Origin of the sequence: Micromonospora sp. WMMD1082 (assembly GCF_029626175.1) — a bacterium.
In the GTDB taxonomy this organism is placed as follows: domain Bacteria; phylum Actinomycetota; class Actinomycetes; order Mycobacteriales; family Micromonosporaceae; genus Micromonospora.
This window is the reverse complement of record NZ_JARUBM010000002.1, coordinates 4,494,390-4,512,153: the sequence shown is the minus strand read 5'-3', so window position 1 is coordinate 4,512,153 and position 17,764 is coordinate 4,494,390. Positions and strand designations below refer to the sequence as shown.

Annotated in this window: 16 protein-coding genes; 6 read left to right on the top strand and 10 right to left on the bottom strand. The window is 72.3% G+C overall.

Annotated features, from left to right (window positions below; translation table 11 throughout):
• Window positions 1–2 precede the first annotated feature (2 nt).
• Window positions 3–209, bottom strand: coding sequence for a hypothetical protein (locus O7615_RS20905; protein WP_278179475.1), 207 nt, complete (start codon window positions 207–209; stop codon window positions 3–5).
• Window positions 210–518: 309 nt separating this feature from the next.
• Here O7615_RS20905 and serS point away from each other — a divergent pair, with 309 nt between their 5' ends.
• Window positions 519–1,799 carry a serine--tRNA ligase gene (gene serS / locus O7615_RS20900; RefSeq protein WP_278179474.1) on the top strand — a complete coding sequence of 427 codons (1,281 nt, stop codon included), beginning with the start codon at window positions 519–521 and terminating at the stop codon, window positions 1,797–1,799.
• Here serS and O7615_RS20895 read toward each other — a convergent pair.
• Genes O7615_RS20895 through O7615_RS20880 form a run of 4 tightly spaced genes read right to left on the bottom strand, consistent with a single transcriptional unit; the run spans window position 1,786 to window position 6,479 of the window.
• Window positions 1,786–2,646: a cytochrome c biogenesis protein CcdA gene (locus tag O7615_RS20895; RefSeq protein WP_278179472.1), complete on the bottom strand. Its 861-nt coding sequence runs from the start codon at window positions 2,644–2,646 to the stop codon at window positions 1,786–1,788. The two genes, serS and O7615_RS20895, sit on opposite strands and share 14 nt — an antisense overlap.
• Before the next feature lie 34 nt (window positions 2,647–2,680).
• Entirely contained in the window at window positions 2,681–3,268 is a 588-nt protein-coding gene (locus tag O7615_RS20890) for a redoxin family protein (RefSeq protein ID WP_278179471.1), read from the bottom strand.
• A gap of 29 nt (window positions 3,269–3,297) precedes the next feature.
• A complete protein-coding gene (locus O7615_RS20885) occupies window positions 3,298–4,767 on the bottom strand; it encodes an NADH-quinone oxidoreductase subunit NuoF family protein (protein ID WP_278179469.1) in 1,470 nt (489 codons plus the stop codon).
• On the bottom strand, window positions 4,764–6,479 hold the full coding sequence (locus tag O7615_RS20880; RefSeq protein ID WP_278179468.1) for a hypothetical protein: 1,716 nt from the start codon (window positions 6,477–6,479) through the stop codon (window positions 4,764–4,766). The genes O7615_RS20885 and O7615_RS20880 overlap by 4 nt, the downstream gene beginning before the upstream one ends.
• Window positions 6,480–6,745: 266 nt before the next feature.
• Here O7615_RS20880 and O7615_RS20875 point away from each other — a divergent pair, with 266 nt between their 5' ends.
• Both O7615_RS20875 and O7615_RS20870 read left to right on the top strand, forming a co-directional pair.
• Window positions 6,746–8,197, top strand: coding sequence for an alpha-amylase family protein (locus O7615_RS20875; RefSeq protein WP_278179467.1), 1,452 nt, complete (start codon window positions 6,746–6,748; stop codon window positions 8,195–8,197).
• A 139-nt stretch (window positions 8,198–8,336) separates the two neighbouring features.
• Entirely contained in the window at window positions 8,337–9,293 is a 957-nt protein-coding gene (locus O7615_RS20870) for a L,D-transpeptidase family protein (RefSeq protein WP_278179465.1), read from the top strand.
• On the opposite strand, the gene O7615_RS20865 is transcribed toward O7615_RS20870, so the two are convergent.
• Window positions 9,269–9,886, bottom strand: a complete 618-nt coding sequence (locus O7615_RS20865; RefSeq protein WP_278179464.1) for a TetR/AcrR family transcriptional regulator — start codon at window positions 9,884–9,886, stop codon at window positions 9,269–9,271. The genes O7615_RS20870 and O7615_RS20865 overlap by 25 nt on opposite strands.
• Window positions 9,887–9,983: 97 nt before the next feature.
• On the opposite strand from O7615_RS20865, the gene O7615_RS20860 reads away from it, so the two are divergent.
• Window positions 9,984–12,167: an MMPL family transporter gene (locus O7615_RS20860; RefSeq protein ID WP_278179463.1), complete on the top strand. Its 2,184-nt coding sequence runs from the start codon at window positions 9,984–9,986 to the stop codon at window positions 12,165–12,167.
• A gap of 46 nt (window positions 12,168–12,213) precedes the next feature.
• A complete protein-coding gene (locus O7615_RS20855) occupies window positions 12,214–13,353 on the top strand; it encodes a site-2 protease family protein (protein WP_278179462.1) in 1,140 nt (379 codons plus the stop codon).
• A 114-nt stretch (window positions 13,354–13,467) separates the two neighbouring features.
• Here O7615_RS20855 and O7615_RS20850 read toward each other — a convergent pair whose 3' ends face one another.
• A complete protein-coding gene (locus O7615_RS20850; RefSeq protein ID WP_278179460.1) occupies window positions 13,468–14,703 on the bottom strand; it encodes a D-arabinono-1,4-lactone oxidase in 1,236 nt (411 codons plus the stop codon).
• Between the two features lie 57 nt (window positions 14,704–14,760).
• Between O7615_RS20850 and O7615_RS20845 the strand changes: the two genes are divergently transcribed.
• Window positions 14,761–15,198, top strand: a complete 438-nt coding sequence (locus O7615_RS20845) for a hypothetical protein (protein WP_278179459.1) — start codon at window positions 14,761–14,763, stop codon at window positions 15,196–15,198.
• Window positions 15,199–15,214: 16 nt separating this feature from the next.
• On the opposite strand, the gene O7615_RS20840 is transcribed toward O7615_RS20845, so the two are convergent.
• From O7615_RS20840 to O7615_RS20830, 3 genes are all read right to left on the bottom strand, one after another.
• Window positions 15,215–16,144: an LLM class F420-dependent oxidoreductase gene (locus O7615_RS20840; protein ID WP_278179458.1), complete on the bottom strand. Its 930-nt coding sequence runs from the start codon at window positions 16,142–16,144 to the stop codon at window positions 15,215–15,217.
• An 80-nt stretch (window positions 16,145–16,224) separates the two neighbouring features.
• Entirely contained in the window at window positions 16,225–17,262 is a 1,038-nt protein-coding gene (locus tag O7615_RS20835) for a hypothetical protein (RefSeq protein ID WP_278179457.1), read from the bottom strand.
• Window positions 17,262–17,531, bottom strand: a complete 270-nt coding sequence (locus O7615_RS20830; RefSeq protein ID WP_278179456.1) for a hypothetical protein — start codon at window positions 17,529–17,531, stop codon at window positions 17,262–17,264. Before O7615_RS20830 ends, O7615_RS20835 begins: the two co-directional genes overlap by 1 nt.
• Window positions 17,532–17,764 lie beyond the last annotated feature (233 nt).

Genomic DNA, 17,764 nt, shown 5'->3' with positions numbered 1-17,764 from the left:
GATTAGTAGGAGCCACCGGGGGGCGGCGCGCTGCAGTCGATCGAGCCGCAGACAGCCCGGGTGACGACCGTGATCGTCCGGATGACGCACGCCGCGGTGGTGCCGCCCGCGGTCTTGTCCCAGACGTCCACGTCAACCCCGGCGAGGTCGAGGTCGTCCAGGTCGAGGAAATACTCGGCCTGGGCGTCCAGGGTGTTGTTGTCGGCCATACCAGTCCCTTCTGTGATCCACGAGGGCCAATTGCGGCGTGGGATTCCCACGCCGCGCCCATTGCGAGGACCAGTATGGTCACGCGGCCAATGCGTCGGCTACGCGTTCGCTATGCGGCCCGATCTCAAATCCAGCACCGAATTCGTACGGCTACAGGCAGAAACCCACTGACCGAACGGCAGCCGGCACACGTCTTGTGGATTTGTCGTCCGGCGGATTGCCACCGGGGTACGCCGGGCGGGGCGCACCGGGCGCGGCGGTAGCATCTTGAGGTCCACCCCAGCCCGGACGGAGGCGTACGGAGCAGCATGCTCGACATGGAGTTGATCCGGAAGGATCGCGACGCGGTGGCGACCGCGCTGGCGAAGCGGCTGGACGCCGCCGAGGTCGACCGGGCGCTGGACGAGATCCAGCAGCTCGACCGGGAGCGTCGTCGGCTGATCAGTGAGATCGACGGGGAGCGCCAGCGCCGCAAGGCCGAGGCCCGGGCGTACGCGCAGGCGAAGCGGGCCGGCGTCGAGCCGGAGGTGAGCAGCGAGAGCGGCCGTAAGCAGATCGCCGAGCTGGAGGCCGAGCTCGGCGAGGTGCAGGCCCGGCTGCGGACCACCATGAGCGAGCTGCCCAACCTGCCCGCCGACGACGTGGTGCCCGGCGGCAAGGAGGCCAACCGGGTGGTGAAGACCTTCGGCGCGCCGCCGGCCATCGAGAAGGTCCGCGACCACGTCGAGTTGAGCCGGATGCTGGGCCTGGTGGACCACGAACGCGGCGTCAAGCTCGGCGGATCCGGCTTCTGGATGTACACCGGCCTCGGCGCCCGGCTGGAGTGGGCACTGATCAACTTCCTGATCGAGCGGAACATCGAGGCCGGGTACGAGTTCCTCCTCCCACCGCACCTGCTGCTGGACAGCGCCGGTTTCGCCGCCGGCCAGTTCCCGAAGTTCTACGACGACGTCTACCACCTGGACGCCCAGTCCGCCCCGCGCGGGCAGTTCCTGCTGCCGACGGCGGAGACCGCGATCCTCGGGGCGTACCAGGACGAGATCCTGGAGACCGCGAAGCTGCCGCTGCGGGTGTTCGCGTACACCCCCTGTTACCGGCGCGAGGCGGCCGGCTCGCACTCCGACGAGCGGGGCACGGTCCGGGGTCACCAGTTCAACAAGGTGGAGATCTTCCAGTTCACCCTGCCCGAGCAGGCCGACGCGGCGCTGGAGCAGATGGTCACCCACGCGGAGAGCCTGGTCGAGGCGCTCGGCCTGCACTACCAGCGCAGCCTGCTCGCGGCCGGCGACTCCAGCGCCTCGATGCGCCGGACCCTCGACATCGAGGTCTGGATGCCGAGCACCGGCAAGTACAAGGAGGTCTCGTCGGTCTCCTGGGGCGGTGACTACCAGGCCCGCCGGGCGGCCATCCGCTACCGCGAGCCGGGCGGCAAGCAGACCCGCTTCGTGCACACCCTCAACGGCTCGGCCCTGGCCACCAGCCGTCTCTTCCCGGCCATCCTGGAGCAGTTCCAGCAGCCCGACGGCTCCGTGCTGGTGCCGGAGGTGCTCCGCGACCGTCTGGGCACCGACCGCCTCACCCCCCGCTGACCCCACCCGGGTCAGCGCGGGTTCTCAGCCGGCGGGTCAGGGCGGCCAGGGTCAGCAGGACGGCCAGGATGACCGCGAGCACGGTGGGGCCGGCGCTGTCCAGGGTGTCGGCCAACCAGCGCTGAGCGCCGGCGGCGGCGATGATCACGGGGTCGGTGAGCGCGTCGCGGCGCCCGGCGGCCAGCCGCGCCTCGTACCAGCCGTACCAGGCGACGTAGCCGCCGGCGAGCAGCAGCACCGCGCCGCCGAGCCGGGGCGCCCAGGCGCCGGCGCCGCGCAGCCGGGCCACCACCTCGCCGCGCACCAGCGCCACGCCGAGCGCGGCCACCGCGACCACCAACCCCATCCCGAGGGCGTACGCGCCGAACAGCGCCGTCCCGCGCAGCGCCGAGCCGGCCTGGAGGCTGGTCACCACGATCGCCAGGAACGGCGCGATGGCGCAGCCCAGCGAGGCCGTCGCGTAGGCCATGCCGAACAGCACCATCGACGGCACGGTACGGGTCAGCCGGGGTGCCCGGGCCAGGGGGCGGAGGGTGGGCAGTCGCCGGCCGGCGAGCAGCCAGCAGCCGAGCAGCACCAGCAGCAGCCCCAGCCCGACGGTGAACCAGGGCAGCCGGGGGCGCAGCCAGCCGGCGATCGGCGCCAGCGCCAGCCCGAAGGCGCCGAAGACCAGGACGTACCCGAGGGTGAGCGCACCCGCCGCGGTGAGCGCCCGCCCGACGGCGCCTCGGGTGTCGGTGGCGCCGGCCACCAGCAACGACAGGTACGCGGGCAGCATCGCGAAGCCGCACGGGTTGACCGCGCCGAGCATGCCCGCGGTCAGCGCGAGCAGCAGCGGCGCCTCCATCAGGCGGCCGGCAACGGCGACAGCGGCGCCGTCATCAGGTGGCCAGCGCGGTGACCCGGCGGGTGAGGTCCTCGCCGTCCAGGAAGCCCTGGTGGATCACCCGGCCGTCCCGATCGATGATCACGAAGGTGCTCTGCTCGACGACCTCGAAGCGCCGCCAGAGCGCACCCTCCCGGTCCTCGATCTGCGGCACCGGGCCCAGCTCGAACTCGGTGACGAAGTCGGTCATCGCCTTGCGCTCACCGAGCCCGGCGACACCGATGATCGGCACGGTATCCCGGAACCCGGGTGCGATCTCGGCGACCGTCCACGCCTGGCTGGCGCAGGTGGCACACCACGGTGCCCAGAACCAGAGCACCACCGGCCGGCCGGCGAGGGTGGCGGCGTCGAATGCCGCACCGTCCAGGGTCCGGCCGGTGAAGCGGAGCGTCTCCGGTACCGGCACCGGGCTGGCCGGGCCGGTCGACGGGGGCGGGGCGGCGCCGACCGCCGGAGTCGCGGTGGGCGGCAGCTCGGCCGGCCCGGTCGCTTCGGCGCCCGCGCCACACCCGGCCAGCGCGGCGGCGAGCAGCAGGGCGGCCAGCGCACCGGTGGACCGTCTCGTCGTGCGTGCCGACCCCATCCGCGTCTCCTCGGTTGTCGCTCCCCGGCTTACTCGGCCTTGGCCAGCCGCAGCGCGAGCGCCGGGCAGACCTTCACCGCCTTCGCCGCGCCCTCCCGCAGCCAGGTCGGCACGGGGGTGGGCGGGAAGGCGGGGTATCCGTTCTGGTCGAGCCGGATGAAGTCCGGCACCACGTGGGCGCAGAGGCCGTGCCCGTCACAGCGGGACCAGTCCAGGATCAGCTTCTGCGGGTTGGCGTCGGGCGCGCCGGGCAGGCCCATCATGCCCTTGACCCGCCGGCCGCAGCCCTCGCCGGTGGTGTGCTTCCTCAGGTCGTCGGCGAAGACCTCCATCGCCGACAGGGCGAACCGGGACGTACCGTCGGGGTGGCTGCACGCGCCACGGCCCTTGACGTCGCCGGCGGCGGCCCGGACGACCTCCACCGGCGCGCTGCCGGAGACCGCCAGGTCGACGGCGCGGGCCAGGTCGGGCAGCCCTCGCTTGCACGGGCCGCACTGCCCGGCGGACTCGCCGGACAGGTAGCGCACCACCTGCGCCGCCTCACCGAGCGGGCAGGTGTCGTTGGCGAGCGGGACGATGATGCCGGCACCGAGGGTGCCACCGACCGCCGCGAGCCCCTTGCGGGAGACCTCGGCCTTCTCCGCCGCCTCCCTGGTGATCCACTTGCCGTGGTAGCCGCCCATCAGGATGCCCGGACCGTCGGGCACCTCGCAGAGTTCGAGGATCTCCCGCAGCGGGGTGCCGGCGGCGCATTCCACCACCGCGTGACGCTTCGCCGCGCCGGTCACGCTGAGCAGCACGGTGCCAGGCTCGTCGTCGGTGCCGAGCGCCGCATACTCGTACGGGCCGAGCCGGGCGGCCACCGCCACCTGCGAGTACGTCTCGGCGTTGGAGAGCAGGGTGGGCAGCCCGCCGACGCCGGAGTCGCTGGAGCGCTTCTTGGTGCCGGGCGGGATGTGCGGCAGCCCGTTGATCCCGTTGACCAGCGCGCCACCCTCGCCGCTGATGAACCGGTGCGGCACCGTCACGACGCTGGTCGGCGCCGGCATCCGGCGTTCGTCCAACGCCTGTAGGAGGGACTCCCGGCCGACCAGGTCGTCGGCCACGCAGAGCACGATCTCCTCCGCGTCCAGCGCGAAGGCGGCCAGGGCAGCACCATCGAGGATCAGGTGCGGCGCCCGGGTGAGCAGGACCTTGTCCTTCCAGCTGGCCGGCTCACCCTCGGTGGCGTTGACCACCACCACGGGCGGCATGTCCTGGCGTTCGCAGGACTCCAGCACCGCCCGCAGTTTCCTGGCGAACGGGAAGCCGGCGCCGCCCTTGCCCTTGAGCTGGATGTCCTCGGCCAGTCGCAGCAGGTTGGACGGCTCCATCGGGCTGATCGGGCCGTGCACCATCTCGTGGGCGCGCAGGTCGAGCCGGCCGAACTCGGTGAACCCGGCGGTGAGCCGGGCCTCGCCGACGCAGGCCACCGGTGGAACGGTTGTCCGCACCGTCACTTGGCCTCACCCCGCAGCCCGGCCCAGTAGGCCGAGTCGACCGAGTCCGGGTCGGCCTGCTGACGCCGGCGACGGCTCTCCGCCGCCGAGGCCCGGCGGGCGCGCCGGGAGGCCAGGTCGACCAGGGTGGGGGTCTCGTCGTCGGCCGCCTCCTCCTCCTGGGCGTACCGCGCCGACGGGCGCCAGTAGTCGGCCTCGGCCTCGGGCCGGTCGTCCTCGACGCTGTGCCGCCCGCCACCGCTGCGGGGCTCGGCGGAGATCGGGGCGCTCGACTCCCAACGGCGCGGGCTGTCCCAGGGCTCCTCGGCCTCCTCCACGGCACGCCGTGACGCGGACGAGTAGCGGCCATCGGCCTCGTCTTCCATCCGGGAGCGGCGGGAGGGGGCGTACTCCTCCTCGTCACGGCGGCGGCGACGCGGCTCGCGGTCGTACTCCGGCATCTCCTCGTCGCGGCGGGCCGAACGACGGCCCACCGGCTCGCGCTCCTCCTCGCGCCGGGAGCGGCGCCGGCTCGGTTCCTCGTCGCGCCGGGACCGGCGGACCGGAGGCTCCAGGTCCTCCGCCATCGGGGCTGCGCGCCAGCCGGTCTCCAGTTCCTCGTCCCGCCGGGAGGTACGCCGGCCGACGGGTTCCTCGTCGCGGCGGCGCGCCACCGGCTCGAACTGCTCGGTCTCGCGGCGGACGACCCGGTCCAGCTCCTCCTCGCGGCGCGAGGGGCGCCCGCCGACCGGCTCCAGCTCCTCGTCGCGGCGGCCCCGGCCCGGCCGGACCGGCTCGCCCAGCGTGCCCGGCTCCGGGACCATCGGGACGGTGAACCGTTCCGGGTCGTTGCGCCGGATGGTGGGGCTGGCCCAGGTGCCGGAGGTGCTGTCGGCCCAGCTGGTGTCGCGGCGGACCCGCTTCTCGCGGCCGTCGTCGGCCTCGCTACGCCGGGTGGACTTGCTGCCGGTCATGGCCTCGTTGAGGGCGGCGGCCTGGTGCTGCTCGCGGCTGCGCCGTTGCAGGGTGACCGAGAGGCGGACGAGTAGCGCCAGCACGACCAGCGCCACGCAGGCGAAGTAGCTGAGGCTGACCCAGCTGGCGGGCGGGCGACCGGTGCCGAGGCCGTGGAAGATGGCGAACGGCCAGGACGCGTACGCCGTGGAGTGCAGGGCGCGCCACAGCCACTTCGGGCCGACGTCGGCGAAGCGCGCCCGGATGATGCCGGTCCACAGCACGCTCACCATGAGCAGGCCGGCGATGGTGCCGAGCCCGACGTAGAGGCCCCGGCCACCGACGAAGGGCACGGCGACGTCGGTCACCCCCGCCCGACCACTCATGATCTTCGTGATGACGTGGAAGCCCAGACCGGCGACGGCGAGGATGCCGGTGGCCCGGTGCGCGGACTGCAACAGGACCCGGTGCCGGATCAGCAGCACCAGCCGATCGGTGGCGAGCAGTCCCATCATCACGGTGAGGCTCATCGCGACCAGGGCGATCACCCCGGCGAAGAACTCCGTGAAGAAGAAGGCCATCGCGTACGCCTTCTGGCCGGCGCCGGTGAGCATGGTCAGCGCCCAGAGGGCCGCGAGCCCGGACGCGGTCAGCGCCATGATCTGCGCGCGGGACCGTACCCGGACCCCCCGACTGCTGCTGCTGGTACGGACGGCAGTCGCCTTCTCGTTCTGCTTAGCCCGGGCCATGTGCTCCTCGATCGTCTCGCGGCGGCGCACCGCCGGCCGACCCTGTTCCCCACTCCAGTACGCGCCGGGGGCCTCGGTCGGATCAGTGTCGGAAGAAAAAATATCCGCAAGTTGTCGAACCGCGCCGCCCCCCGGCACGTGTAACGGCCCCGCACCGGTCAACGGCAGTTATCCATGCGCATGCATTGACAGGCGATGAAACCAGACTGTAACCTTGCTGAAATTTTCAGCCCTGGTTGCAAGATACGGGCAGTGACACCACCACCCCCCTTCCCCCGGCACCCCAGGAGCACCCGATGCATCGACGTCGACTCCGCCCGGCGATCGTCGCCCTCGCCCTGATCACCGGCCTCCTCGCCCCCACCGTCGTCGCCCCCGCCGACGCCGCCCTCGCCGCCCCGGCGGGCGGCAAGAAGGTTATCGCCAACCTCTTCGAGTGGAACTGGCCCTCGGTCGCCAGCGAGTGCACCAGCACGCTCGGCCCGATGGGCTACGGCTACGTCCAGGTCTCACCACCACAGGAGCACGTACGCGGCAACCAGTGGTGGGTGGCGTACCAGCCGGTCAGCTACCGGATCGAGTCCCGCAAGGGCACCCGCGCCCAGTTCCAGTCCATGGTCAACACCTGCCACGCGGCCGGCGTGAAGGTGATCGTCGACGCGGTCGTCAACCACATGTCCGGCCAGGACAACGGCGGCACCGGCTGGGCCGGATCGTCCTTTCAGCACCACGTCTATCCCGGCATCTACCAGGCGCAGGACTTCCACTACTGCGGCCGCAACGGCAACAACGACATCGTCAACTACCACGACCGGTACGAGGTGCAGAACTGCGAGCTGGTCAACCTCGCCGACCTGAAGACGGGTTCGGACTACGTCCGCTCCCGGCTCGCCGCGTACCTCAACGACCTGCTGTCGCTCGGCGTGGACGGCTTCCGGCTGGACGCCAGCAAGCACATGCCGGCCGCCGACATCGCCAACATCCTCGGCCGGCTGAGCCGCCCGGCGTACGTCGTGCAGGAGGTCATCTACGGCGCCGGTGAGCCGATCACGCCGAACGAGTACACCGGCAACGGCGACGTGCACGAGTTCCGCTACGGCAAGGACCTGGCCCGGGTCTTCCGCTCCGAGCGGCTGGCCTACCTGCGCAACTTCGGCGAGGGCTGGGGTCACCTGCCCAGCGGGGTGTCATCGGTCTTCGTGGACAACCACGACACCCAGCGCGACGACGCCGGGGTGCTGACCTACCGCGACCGGGGCATCTACGCGCTGGCCAACGCCTTCATGCTGGCCTGGCCGTACGGTTCGCCGACGGTGATGTCGAGCTACACCTTCAGCGGCCGCGACGCCGGCCCACCGTCGGACGGCAACAACAAGACGCTGAACACCACCTGCTACTCCGGTTGGGAGTGCGAGCACCGCTGGCCGGTCATCGCGAACATGGTGGGCTTCCGCAACGCCACCGAGGGAGCCGGCGTCTCCAACTGGTACGACAACGGCAACAACCACATCGCGTTCAGCCGCACCGGCCGGGGCTACATCACCATCAACGACGAGGACTTCGCGATCACCGGCCGCTCGTACCACACCGGCCTGCCGGCGGGCCGCTACTGCGACGTCATCCACGGCACCTTCTCGAACGGCACCTGCACCGGCCCGATCATCACCGTCGACGCCAACGGCTGGTTCACCGCCAACATCCCCGCCCACGACGCCATAGCCCTCCACCACTCCGCCCGCCTCCCCTAACCCCACCCCCGTTTCTCCACGTTGATCATGAGGTTAGCGGCCGGTTTGATCTCTAAAACGCCCGTTAACCTCATGATCAACAGGGTGGGGGTGGCGGGTTTGGGGGTGCGGGAGGGGGTGGGGTGGTTAGAGTGCATGGGTGGGGTTTGAGCGAATTGTGGGGGTATCGGGGCGGCGGGGGTTTGCCGCTGCGGTGGGGGTGGCCGTGCTGATGGGCGGGGCCGCGTACACCGGGTGGGCGCTGACGCCCGTGCCCGGGACGACGGTCGCCCGGCCGGGCGAGGGCCCCGCCGCACCGACAACAGCGCCGAGCACGGCGTCGACGGCCGCCGTCGGGGCCGCGCCCGCCGAGGACGTGCCGCCCGCCGCGCCTGCGCCGGACGGCCTACCGGAGATCGACTATGACCCGGCCCCGGCAGGCTTTCCCGACGACCCGGACACGCTCGACACCACACCGCTGACCGAGGGAGTGCGGCCGACCCGCCGGCTCGCCGCCTACGACGGGCCCGGCGGCAAGCCGGTTGCCTTCCTGATGCCCACGATCAGCGGCGTGGAGATCACCGTGCCGATCGCGCGGACCGAGGTGGGCTGGACCGCCGTACTGCTCCCCTCGGCCAACCGCAAGCTGGCCTGGCTGCCGCCCGGCGGCTTCCGCACGGTCGCCCTGCGCGACCAGATCGTGGTGGAACGGGTTCCGTACCGGCTCACCTGGTACCGCGACGGCGCCGCCCAACGATCCTGGCAGGTCAGCCTGGGCCAGCGCGGCCAGGAGACGCCGCTCGGCCGCACCTTCGTGCTGGGCCGCACCCCGCCGCCGCAGAGCGTCTACGCCGGCGTGGACATCTACGCCCTCGGCTCGATCCCCGACGACCTGGACTCCGTTCCGGCCAGCCTGCGGGGTGCCCACATCGGCATCCACACCTGGTACCACGACGGCGAGCTGGGCCAGATGACGACCAACGGCTGCATCCGGCTGACCGCCAGCGGGCAGCGCGTGCTGCTGGCAGAGGTGCCCGAGGGCACGCCGGTGGTGGTCGTCGACGAGTTGCCCACCCCACCCCCGACCGCAGCTCAGCCGGTGATCGGGGCGAGGTAGCCGCGCAGCACCTTCTTCATCTCTCGCGTCTCGACCTCGCGCTCACCGGCCGGCGCGCCGAGCACCACCGGCAACAGGCCCTTGAAGACCTGCACGAGGGTACGCGCGGCGCGGGTCCGGTCCGTCGTGGGCAGGGCGGGGGCCCGAGCCGCGAGTACGGACTCGACCCGGCCCAGGAGCGCCGCCTGGATCGGTGCCGCCGCTCCGGTGAGGCCGGCCGGCATGTCGGGGCGGGCGAAGAGCGCCTTGAACCCCGGGTTGGCCAGGTTGAAGGCCAGGATCGGGTCGATCACCCGGTCGAGCAGTTCGTCGAGGTCCACCGTGGCGAAGTTGGTGCGTTCGAACGCGTCCCGGTGCGCCCGGCCCATCTGCTCGACGAACCGGTCGGCCAGCGCCTGCGCGATGGCCTCCTTGTTCGGGAAGAACTGGTAGAGCGAGCCCGGTGAGATGCCGGCCGCCGTGGCGATCGCGTTGGTGGTCGCCTTCTCGTAGCCCACGTCCCCGAACACGACGGCCGCCGCATCGAGGATCTCCGCGATACGCCGTTCGCCGCGCGCCTGTCGACGCCGTGGCTGACCGTCCGCCGCGTGCACGGCCCACCCACCCTCCTTGCATATACGAGCGATCGCTCGTATTGTGGCGATCGAACACGAGCCAAGACTCGCAAAAACCGTCGACAGGGAGACTACCGTGCTCGTCGCGCGCAGACCGGGATGGGTTATCGCGATCGCCCTGCTCGGCACCGTCCTCGCCGGCTTCGTCGGCGCCGGCACGATCAACGCGCTGTCCCTCAACCGGTTCGAGGCGCCCGGCTCCGAGTCCATGCACGCCCGCGACCTGCTCGCCAGCGGATTCGGCACCGGCTCGGCCAACGTCGCCCTGCTGGTCACCGCCCGGCAGGGCACGGTGGACAGCGCCGAGGTGGCCGCCGCCGGCCGGGCCCTGACCGACGAGTTGGCCGCGCACCCCGGCGTCGGCGACGCCTGGTCGTACTGGTCGCGGGGCGGGCCGGACACCCTGCGCAGCGAAGACGCCCGGCAGGCGATGGTGCTCGCCTGGGTGCCCGGCGACGCCAACGAGGTGCGCCGTAACGTGCTGCCCGGCCTCACGCCCCGGTTCAGCCGCGACGACGGCGTCGTCCAGGTGACGGTCGGCGGTGGCGACGAGGTGTTCCGCAGCGTCATGGAACAGGCCCGCCGCGACTTCATCCGCGCCGAACTCATCGTCGTACCGCTGGTGTTCCTGCTGCTGTGGCTGGTCTATCGGCGGCTGTCCGCCGCGCTGGTCACGCTCGGCGTGGGTCTGTTCGCCGTCCTCGGCTCGCTCGCGCTGCTGCGCGCCGCCACCCTGGTCACCGACATCTCCACCTTCGCCTCGAACATCGCCCTGGTGATGGGCATCGGGCTGGGGGTCGACTACGGCCTGTTCGTCATCTTCCGGTTCCGCGAGGAACTGCGCCGCGACCGGAGCGTTCCCGACGCGGTACGGCACACGGTACGCACGGCCGGGCGTACCGTCCTGTTCAGCGGCGCCACCGTCGCCGCCTCCCTGGCGGTGCTGTTCGCGTTCCCCTTCCCGTTCCTCAGCTCGTTCGCGTACGCCGGCATCGCCGTCGTGCTCGCCGCGGTGGTCGGCGCCACGGTGATCCTGCCCGCGGCGCTCGCGCTGCTCGGCCATCGCGTCCAGCGGCGCGGTCCCGAGCGGGCCGAGACCGGGACCTTCTGGTACGGCCTCGCCGCCCGGGTGACGCGCCGGCCGCTGCTGTTCGGCGGTACCGCGCTCGCCGTGCTGCTGCTGCTCGGCGCGCCGTTCCTCGGTGTCCGGTTCGGGCTGCCCGACGACCGGGTGCTGCCCGCCTCGGCACCGGTACGCCAGATGTACGACCAGATCCGGGCCGGCTTCTCCGAGGAGGAGGCCGACGCCGTGCAGGTGGTCGCGCCCGCCGGCGACGCCACGGCGATCGCCCCGTACGCCGCCGCCCTGTCCCGCCTCGACGGGGTCGTCCGCGTCGACTCGGCGGCCGGCTCGTACACCGGCGGCACCCCGGCCCCGGCGCCCGCCGGTATCCGCCACGACGGCGAGGGCACGTGGCTGTCGATCATACCCTCCAGCGAGCGGCTGGCGGCCGACGCGACCGGACTGGTCCGCGACGTGCGCGCCGTGCCGGCGCCGTTCGAGGTGTTCGTCGGTGGATACCCGGCCGAGCTGACCGACTACCGCGACGGCGTGGTCGACCGGCTCCCGCTCGTCGTCGGCCTGATCGTGCTGGTGACCTTCGTGGTGCTGTTCGTGATGACCGGCAGCGTGATCGCGCCGCTGAAGGCGACCGTGCTCAACGTGCTGAGCCTGTCGGTCATGTTCGGCGCCCTGGTCTTCGTCTTCCAGGAGGGCAACCTCTCCGGCCTGCTCGGCTTCACCCCCACCGGATCGATCGAGCCGAGCATCCCCATCCTGATGTTCTGCATCGCGTACGGGCTCTCCATGGACTACGAGGTCTTCCTGCTCAGCCGGATCAAGGAGGAGTACGACCGGACCGGCGACGCCGTCGGCTCCGTGCCCCTCGGCATCGCCCGCAGCGCACCGCTGGTCACCGCGGCGGCCGCCATCCTCGCCGCCTCGTTCGCCACGTACGCCACCGGCCAGGTCGTCTTCCTCCAGCAACTCGGCATCGGCATGGCGCTGGCGGTGATCGTCGACGCGACGCTGATCCGCGGCGTGCTGGTGCCCGCGTTCATGCGCCTCGCCGGGCGGGCCAACTGGTGGTCCCCCGCCCCGCTGCGCCGCCTGCACCACCGCATCGGCCTCGATCATGGAGACACGCCCCCACCTTCCCGGACGGCCGAGGCGGTACGCAGTCTCGCCAGCCCCGGGTGACGTTCGCCCCTGGCATGGGAACTGGCTGCGGGGGTATGACCGAGACATGAGGGCGAGTTTCCGGCTCGGCCGGATCGTGGGGGTTCCTGTCGGGGTCAACTGGAGTGTCCTGGTCATCTTCGCGCTGATCTGGTGGGGGCTGTCGGCCAACCTGTTTCCCCAGTCGTACCCGGATCGGCCGGTGGCCGCGTACCTGCTGGCGGGTCTGACCGCGGCGGTGGTCTTCTTCCTGGGCCTGCTCGCCCACGAGGTGTCCCATGCGGTGGTGGCCAGGCGCAACGGCCTGGGGGTGGAGGGGATCACCCTGTGGCTCTTCGGCGGGGTGGCCGAGCTGCGCGGTGAGGCCCGTACCCCCGGCGCGGAGCTGCGCATCGCCGGGGTCGGGCCGCTGGTCAGCCTGATCATCGGCGCCTTCTTCGGCGCGATCGCGATGGTGCTCGCCCTCGCGGGTGGGCAGGGGCTGCTGCTGGGCGTGATGGCCTGGCTCGGCGGCATCAACCTGCTGCTGGCCGTCTTCAACATCCTGCCGGCGGCGCCGCTGGACGGCGGGCGGCTGCTGCGGGCGGCGGTGTGGAAGGCCACCGGCGACCGGACCCGCGGCTCGGTGGTGGCGGCCCGGGCCGGTTGGATCCTCGGCGTGGTGCTGATCGGGCTGGGACTCTGGCGGTTCCTCACCGGCGCCGGCGCCGGCGGGCTGTGGCTGGCGCTGATCGGCTGGTTCCTGATCGGCGCGGCCACCATGGAGGAGCGGCAGGCGCGGATGGGCAGCGCGCTGCGCGGGATCCGGGTCGCCGACGTGATGACACCGCAGCCGCAGACCGCCTCGGGCGAGATGACGGTGGCCGACTTCGTGGACAACTACCTCTTCGCGTACCGGCACACGGCGTTGCCGTTGACCGAGGACGGCCGGCCCGTCGGCCTGGTCACCCTCGACCGGGTACGCGGCGTGCCGGCCGACGAGCGGGGCGCCACCACCCTGGAGGCGGTGGCCTGCCGGGCCGACGACCTGGTGCTCGCCTCCCCCGACGAGCCGCTCACCGACCTGCTGCCCCGGCTCAGCGACTGCGCCGACGGCCGCGCACTGGTGGTCGCCGACGGGCGCCTGGTCGGCATCGTCTCCCCCAGCGACATCAGCCGCGCCGTCCAGCGCGGCAGCATGCGCGACCAGCTAGCCCCCAACCCCTAACCGATCCCATCCCTTCCCCACTCCCATCGGCGATCTTGCAGTTGCTGTCGCGACATAAGCCACAAAACCGGTATTCCGGCGACCAGAAGTGCACGATCGCGGAGGCCAGGGGCGTCAGCGGGGGAAGAGGGCGTCCAGCTCCTCGGTGCGGAAGGTGCCCGTGGGATCCAGGCGACGCACCAGCGCCGCGAAGTCGGTCCAGCGGGGGTAGGTGGCGGCGATCGCCTCGGTGGGGCAGGTGAAGACCTTGCCCCAGTGCGGGCGGGGGGCGAAGGGAGCCAGCACCCGCTCGACCTCGGCGACCACCGGCAGCACCGCCGACGCGTCGGCGATCCAGGTGAAGTGCACGGCGAGGCTGTCCCGGCCGTACTGCGGGCTGAGCCACAGCTCGTCGGCGGCGATCGTGCGCAGCTCGCTGGTCTGCGCGACCGGGGCCATCAGGTGCGCCACCTTGTCCAGCGCGGCGAGCGCGTCGGCCGCCACCGCCCGGGGCAGGTGGTATTCGGACTGCAACTCCTCGCCGTTGCTGGGGGTAAAGCCGAGCCGGAAGTGCGGCAGCCGCTCGTGCCAGGGACCGGCCACGCCGAGCTGCTCGGTGCAGTTGGCCACCGGCATGCCCGGCACCGGGTGCCAGGGCCGGTCGGCCGCCGTCGTGCCGAGCCAGTCCGCCGGGGGCGCCGGCTGGTCCGCGAGCTGCTTGCGCCAGACCTGGGTGCCGCGGGTGGAGCGCCAGTCGGTGAAGACACTGACGCTGTACGCCGAGGCGAACGCGGCGTCCAGTGCCTCGCGGGGCAGGTCGAGGCGGACGTACTGGCGGACGTCGAAGGTGGGCACCACGTCCAGGGTGACGCGGGTGACGATGCCCAGCGCGCCGAAGGAGACCACCATCCCGGCGAAGTCGGGGTCGGTGCGGTCGACGGTGAGCAGGTCACCGTCGGCGGTGACCAGCTCCAGCCCGGCGACCGCGGTGGCCAGGTTGCCGATGGTGTCGCCCGAGCCGTGGGTGCCGGTGGCGACCGCGCCGGCCACCGAGATGTGCGGCAGCGAGGCGAGGCTGACCAGCGCGTACCCCCGCTCGTGCAGCCAGGTCGTTAGGTCGCCGTAGCGCAGCGCGGCCGGCACGTCGACCTGTCGTCGCCGCTCGTCCAGCCGCACCGTGGCGGGCAGTCCGGCCAGGGTGACCAGGTCGCCGGTGGTGTCGCCGAGCCGGTTGAAGGAGTGCCCGCTGCCCACCGCCCGGATCCGGTCGCTGCCGGCGACCAGCTCGCGCAGCTCGTCCAGTGACGACGGACGGTGGTGCGCCCGGGCCGCGTACTCGACGTTGCCGGCCCAGTTGCGGTGCGTCGGCACTGCGCCCCCTCTCCGTGCCGGCGGTTACCGCCGGCTCCGTCGGGGAACCCTACGCCGATGAGCAGCTACCGTGATCCCGCCCCTCGCGGCGACGTGTACCCCTCCGAGGAGGAGATCGACCCGGCCGGCAGCGGCGTGGAGGCCGCCAGCGGCCCGGTCGGCATCGCCACCGGCTCGTCCGCCGCCACCTGGTCGTACGGCGAACCGGTGGCGGGCCAGCCCGGCCCGCAGCCGAATCCCGCTCCCGGGCCGGCCCCGACGCCGGTGCCCACCCCCGGCCCGCCGCCCCGGACCGGGACCGGCGCGCGGTCGATCGTCAGCCGGCATCTGGACGGCTCGGTGGAGGTGGTCACCGACTTCGACGGCGACGGCGTGGCCGACGTGGTGCAGTTCGACCTGGACGGCGACGGGGTGCCCGACGTCACCTACATCGACAGTGATCGGGACGGCCGGCTGGACACGGTGCTGCGCGGCGTCCACGGGCACCGGGCCTGATCGGCCCGCCGACCGGTCAGAGCTGGCGCAGCACCTCGGTCGCGACCAGGTCCAGGTGATCCAGGTCGGCCAGATCGAGCACCTGGAGGTAGATCCGCTGGCTGCCGACCGCCGCGTACCGGCCGATCTTGTCGACCACCTCGGCGGGCGTGCCGGCCAGCCCGTTGCCGCGCAGCTCGTCCGGTTCCCGGCCGATCGCCGCGGCCCGCCGCGCCACCTCGGCGTCGTCCCGCCCGCAGCACAGCACCAGCGCGTTGGACCAGGTCAGCTCCGTCGGATTCCGGCCGATCTCCTGACACGCGGCGCGGACGCGGGCGAACTGGGCGACCGTGTCGTCGATCGAGACGAACGGCAGGTTGAACTCGTCGGCGTACCGGGCGGCGAGTTGTGGCGTACGCCGCGCGCCCATCCCGCCCAGCAGGATCGGCGGGTGGGGACGCTGCACCGGCCTCGGCAGCGCGGGCGAGTCGCTGACCTGGTAGTGGCGGCCGGTGAAGTCGAACGTCTCACCCGACGGGGTCCGCCACAGGCCGGTGATCACCGCCAGCTGCTCGTCCAGCCGGTCGAACCGCTCCCCCAGCCCCGGGAAGGGGATCCCGTACGCGCTGTGCTCGGCGTCGTACCAGCCGGTGCCGATGCCCAGCTCGACCCGCCCGCCGCTCATCTGATCGACCTGCGCGACGGTGATGGCCAGCGGGCCGGGCAGCCGGAACGTCGCGGCGGTCATCAGCGTGCCGAGCCGGATGGACCGGGTGTCCCGGGCCAGCCCGGCCAGCGTGGTCCACGCGTCGGTGGGACCGGGTTCGCCGCTGACCGACCCCATCTTGAGGTAGTGGTCCGAGCGGAAGAAGGCGCCGAAGCCGGTCTCCTCGGCACGGCGGGCCACGGCCAGCAGGTCGTCGTAGGTCGCACCCTGCTGAGGTTCGGTGAAGATCCGCAGTTCCATGGGGTCGAGCATAGGTAGGCCCCCGGCGGCAGCACCCAGCACACCTGCCCGTTCCGGCGGACCGCCCCGGACCGGGCCGGTCAGACGTACGGGGGCCGGGAGTACGCGGCCCGCAGGGCGGCCAGCCCGGTCGCCTTCGGGCTGAGGGTGCCCCAGCCGGAGTTGAAGTAGTTCGTCCGGACGATGAACGGCCCGCGCTCGGCGTTCAGGCGGGCGATCGCCGGCGGCACCGTGGCGATCCAACCCGCCTGATCGGGGATCTCGGCGACCCGTACGCCCCACTCGGCGATGAGCACCGGACGCGACAGCGCCACCGGGCCGAGATCGGCCAGCGCCCAGTCCTTGGTCCGCCGGAACCGCTCCAACGCGGTGTCGGTGGGACTGGTCGCGTAGACGTTCCATTGCAGGTAGTCCAGCCGCGTCATCAGCGCCTCCGGGTGGGTGCGCCGGAAGCAGGCCCGGTCGAAGCCGCCGAGACCGACCGAGAAGGTGCTCCCCGAGGGCAGCGCCTTGGCCCTGAACCAGTTCACGATGTACGTCATCGCCTGCACGGCCCGCACGTCCGACTCGGCCCAGGTGTACGCCTTGCCGGACTCGGTGGTGCCGAACTCGTGGTCGGTATCCAGCTCGGAGGCGAGCTGGATGTTCACCCCGAAGCCCATCGTCCGGTACTGCGCCAGGGCCCGGGCGAACAGCCCGTCGCACTGGCCGGCGAGCACCTGCCCGTAGCCGTACGCCTTCGGCCAGATCGTGCCCGGACGCTGCTGGATGGTCATCGCCGGCGCCGGCACGGTGTACGTCACGCCGTCCAGGGTGAAGGTCTGTGCCCCGGTGTCGGACGCACCGTAGTGCTTCAGTTCGAGCACCATGTTGAGCTGCACGCCGGCTCTGCCGAGGGTGACCAGCCAGGGGCGGTTGTAGCCGGGGAAGACGTGGGCGTCGGCGAAGCTGCGGTACTGGGTCAGCGACCGGAAGTTGCCGCCCGCCATGTCGGCCGTCGGGTCCGCACCACCGGAGAGGTAGTACCCGCCCAGCACCGGCGGCAGGATGGTGTAGGCGGCGGTGGCGGTGGCGGTCTGGCTGACCGAGTCCCGCACCGTGACGGTCACCCGGGGCATCATGCCACCGCCCGGTAGACGGCCACCGAGCCGTTGTCCGACACCCGGGTCCAGGCACGGCCCGAGTCGTCGGTGACGGTGATGGTGAGCGGATCGACCACGGCGGTCGTCGACACCGGAGCGCTGCGGTTGCCCTGGGCGTCGGTGACCACGACGGTGACGGTGAGCGCCGTCGTGTCGGGGTCGCTGTAGTTGATGGTGAGCAGCATCTGGGCACCGGGGGCGTAGCTGCTCGCGTTGAGTGAGGCGGTAGCGGTGGGAGCGGCCATGGCTGCTCCTTCCTGCGTGGTGGTGGGGGCGACGTCGCTGTCGGTCGCGGTGACACCCGCCCTGTCGACGGGGCGGTGTCGGCCGAGGCGCGCCCGTCCGGCGCAAGCCTCTCTACCTGCTACAACAGTGCGTCAGGAGGGGACCTGTCGTCCTGTCCGTTTTCGGCACATTGACCGAGATGAGGGTGTCGCGTGCAGACGGGCCCACGCGAACAGGCGTCGGCCCCTAGAGT

Bases quoted from the DNA above. Each gene is read 5' to 3' on its own strand.
- serS (WP_278179474.1), top strand. From the start codon at position 519: ATGCTCGACATGGAGTTGATCCGGAAGGATCGCGACGCGGTGGCGACC.
- O7615_RS20875 (WP_278179467.1), top strand. From the start codon at position 6,746: ATGCATCGACGTCGACTCCGCCCGGCGATCGTCGCCCTCGCCCTGATC.
- O7615_RS20905 (WP_278179475.1), bottom strand. From the start codon at position 209: ATGGCCGACAACAACACCCTGGACGCCCAGGCCGAGTATTTCCTCGAC.
- O7615_RS20845 (WP_278179459.1), top strand. From the start codon at position 14,761: ATGAGCAGCTACCGTGATCCCGCCCCTCGCGGCGACGTGTACCCCTCC.
- O7615_RS20830 (WP_278179456.1), bottom strand. From the start codon at position 17,531: ATGGCCGCTCCCACCGCTACCGCCTCACTCAACGCGAGCAGCTACGCC.
- O7615_RS20890 (WP_278179471.1), bottom strand. From the start codon at position 3,268: ATGGGGTCGGCACGCACGACGAGACGGTCCACCGGTGCGCTGGCCGCC.
- O7615_RS20840 (WP_278179458.1), bottom strand. From the start codon at position 16,144: ATGGAACTGCGGATCTTCACCGAACCTCAGCAGGGTGCGACCTACGAC.
- O7615_RS20895 (WP_278179472.1), bottom strand. From the start codon at position 2,646: ATGGAGGCGCCGCTGCTGCTCGCGCTGACCGCGGGCATGCTCGGCGCG.
- O7615_RS20835 (WP_278179457.1), bottom strand. From the start codon at position 17,262: ATGCCCCGGGTGACCGTCACGGTGCGGGACTCGGTCAGCCAGACCGCC.
- O7615_RS20855 (WP_278179462.1), top strand. From the start codon at position 12,214: ATGAGGGCGAGTTTCCGGCTCGGCCGGATCGTGGGGGTTCCTGTCGGG.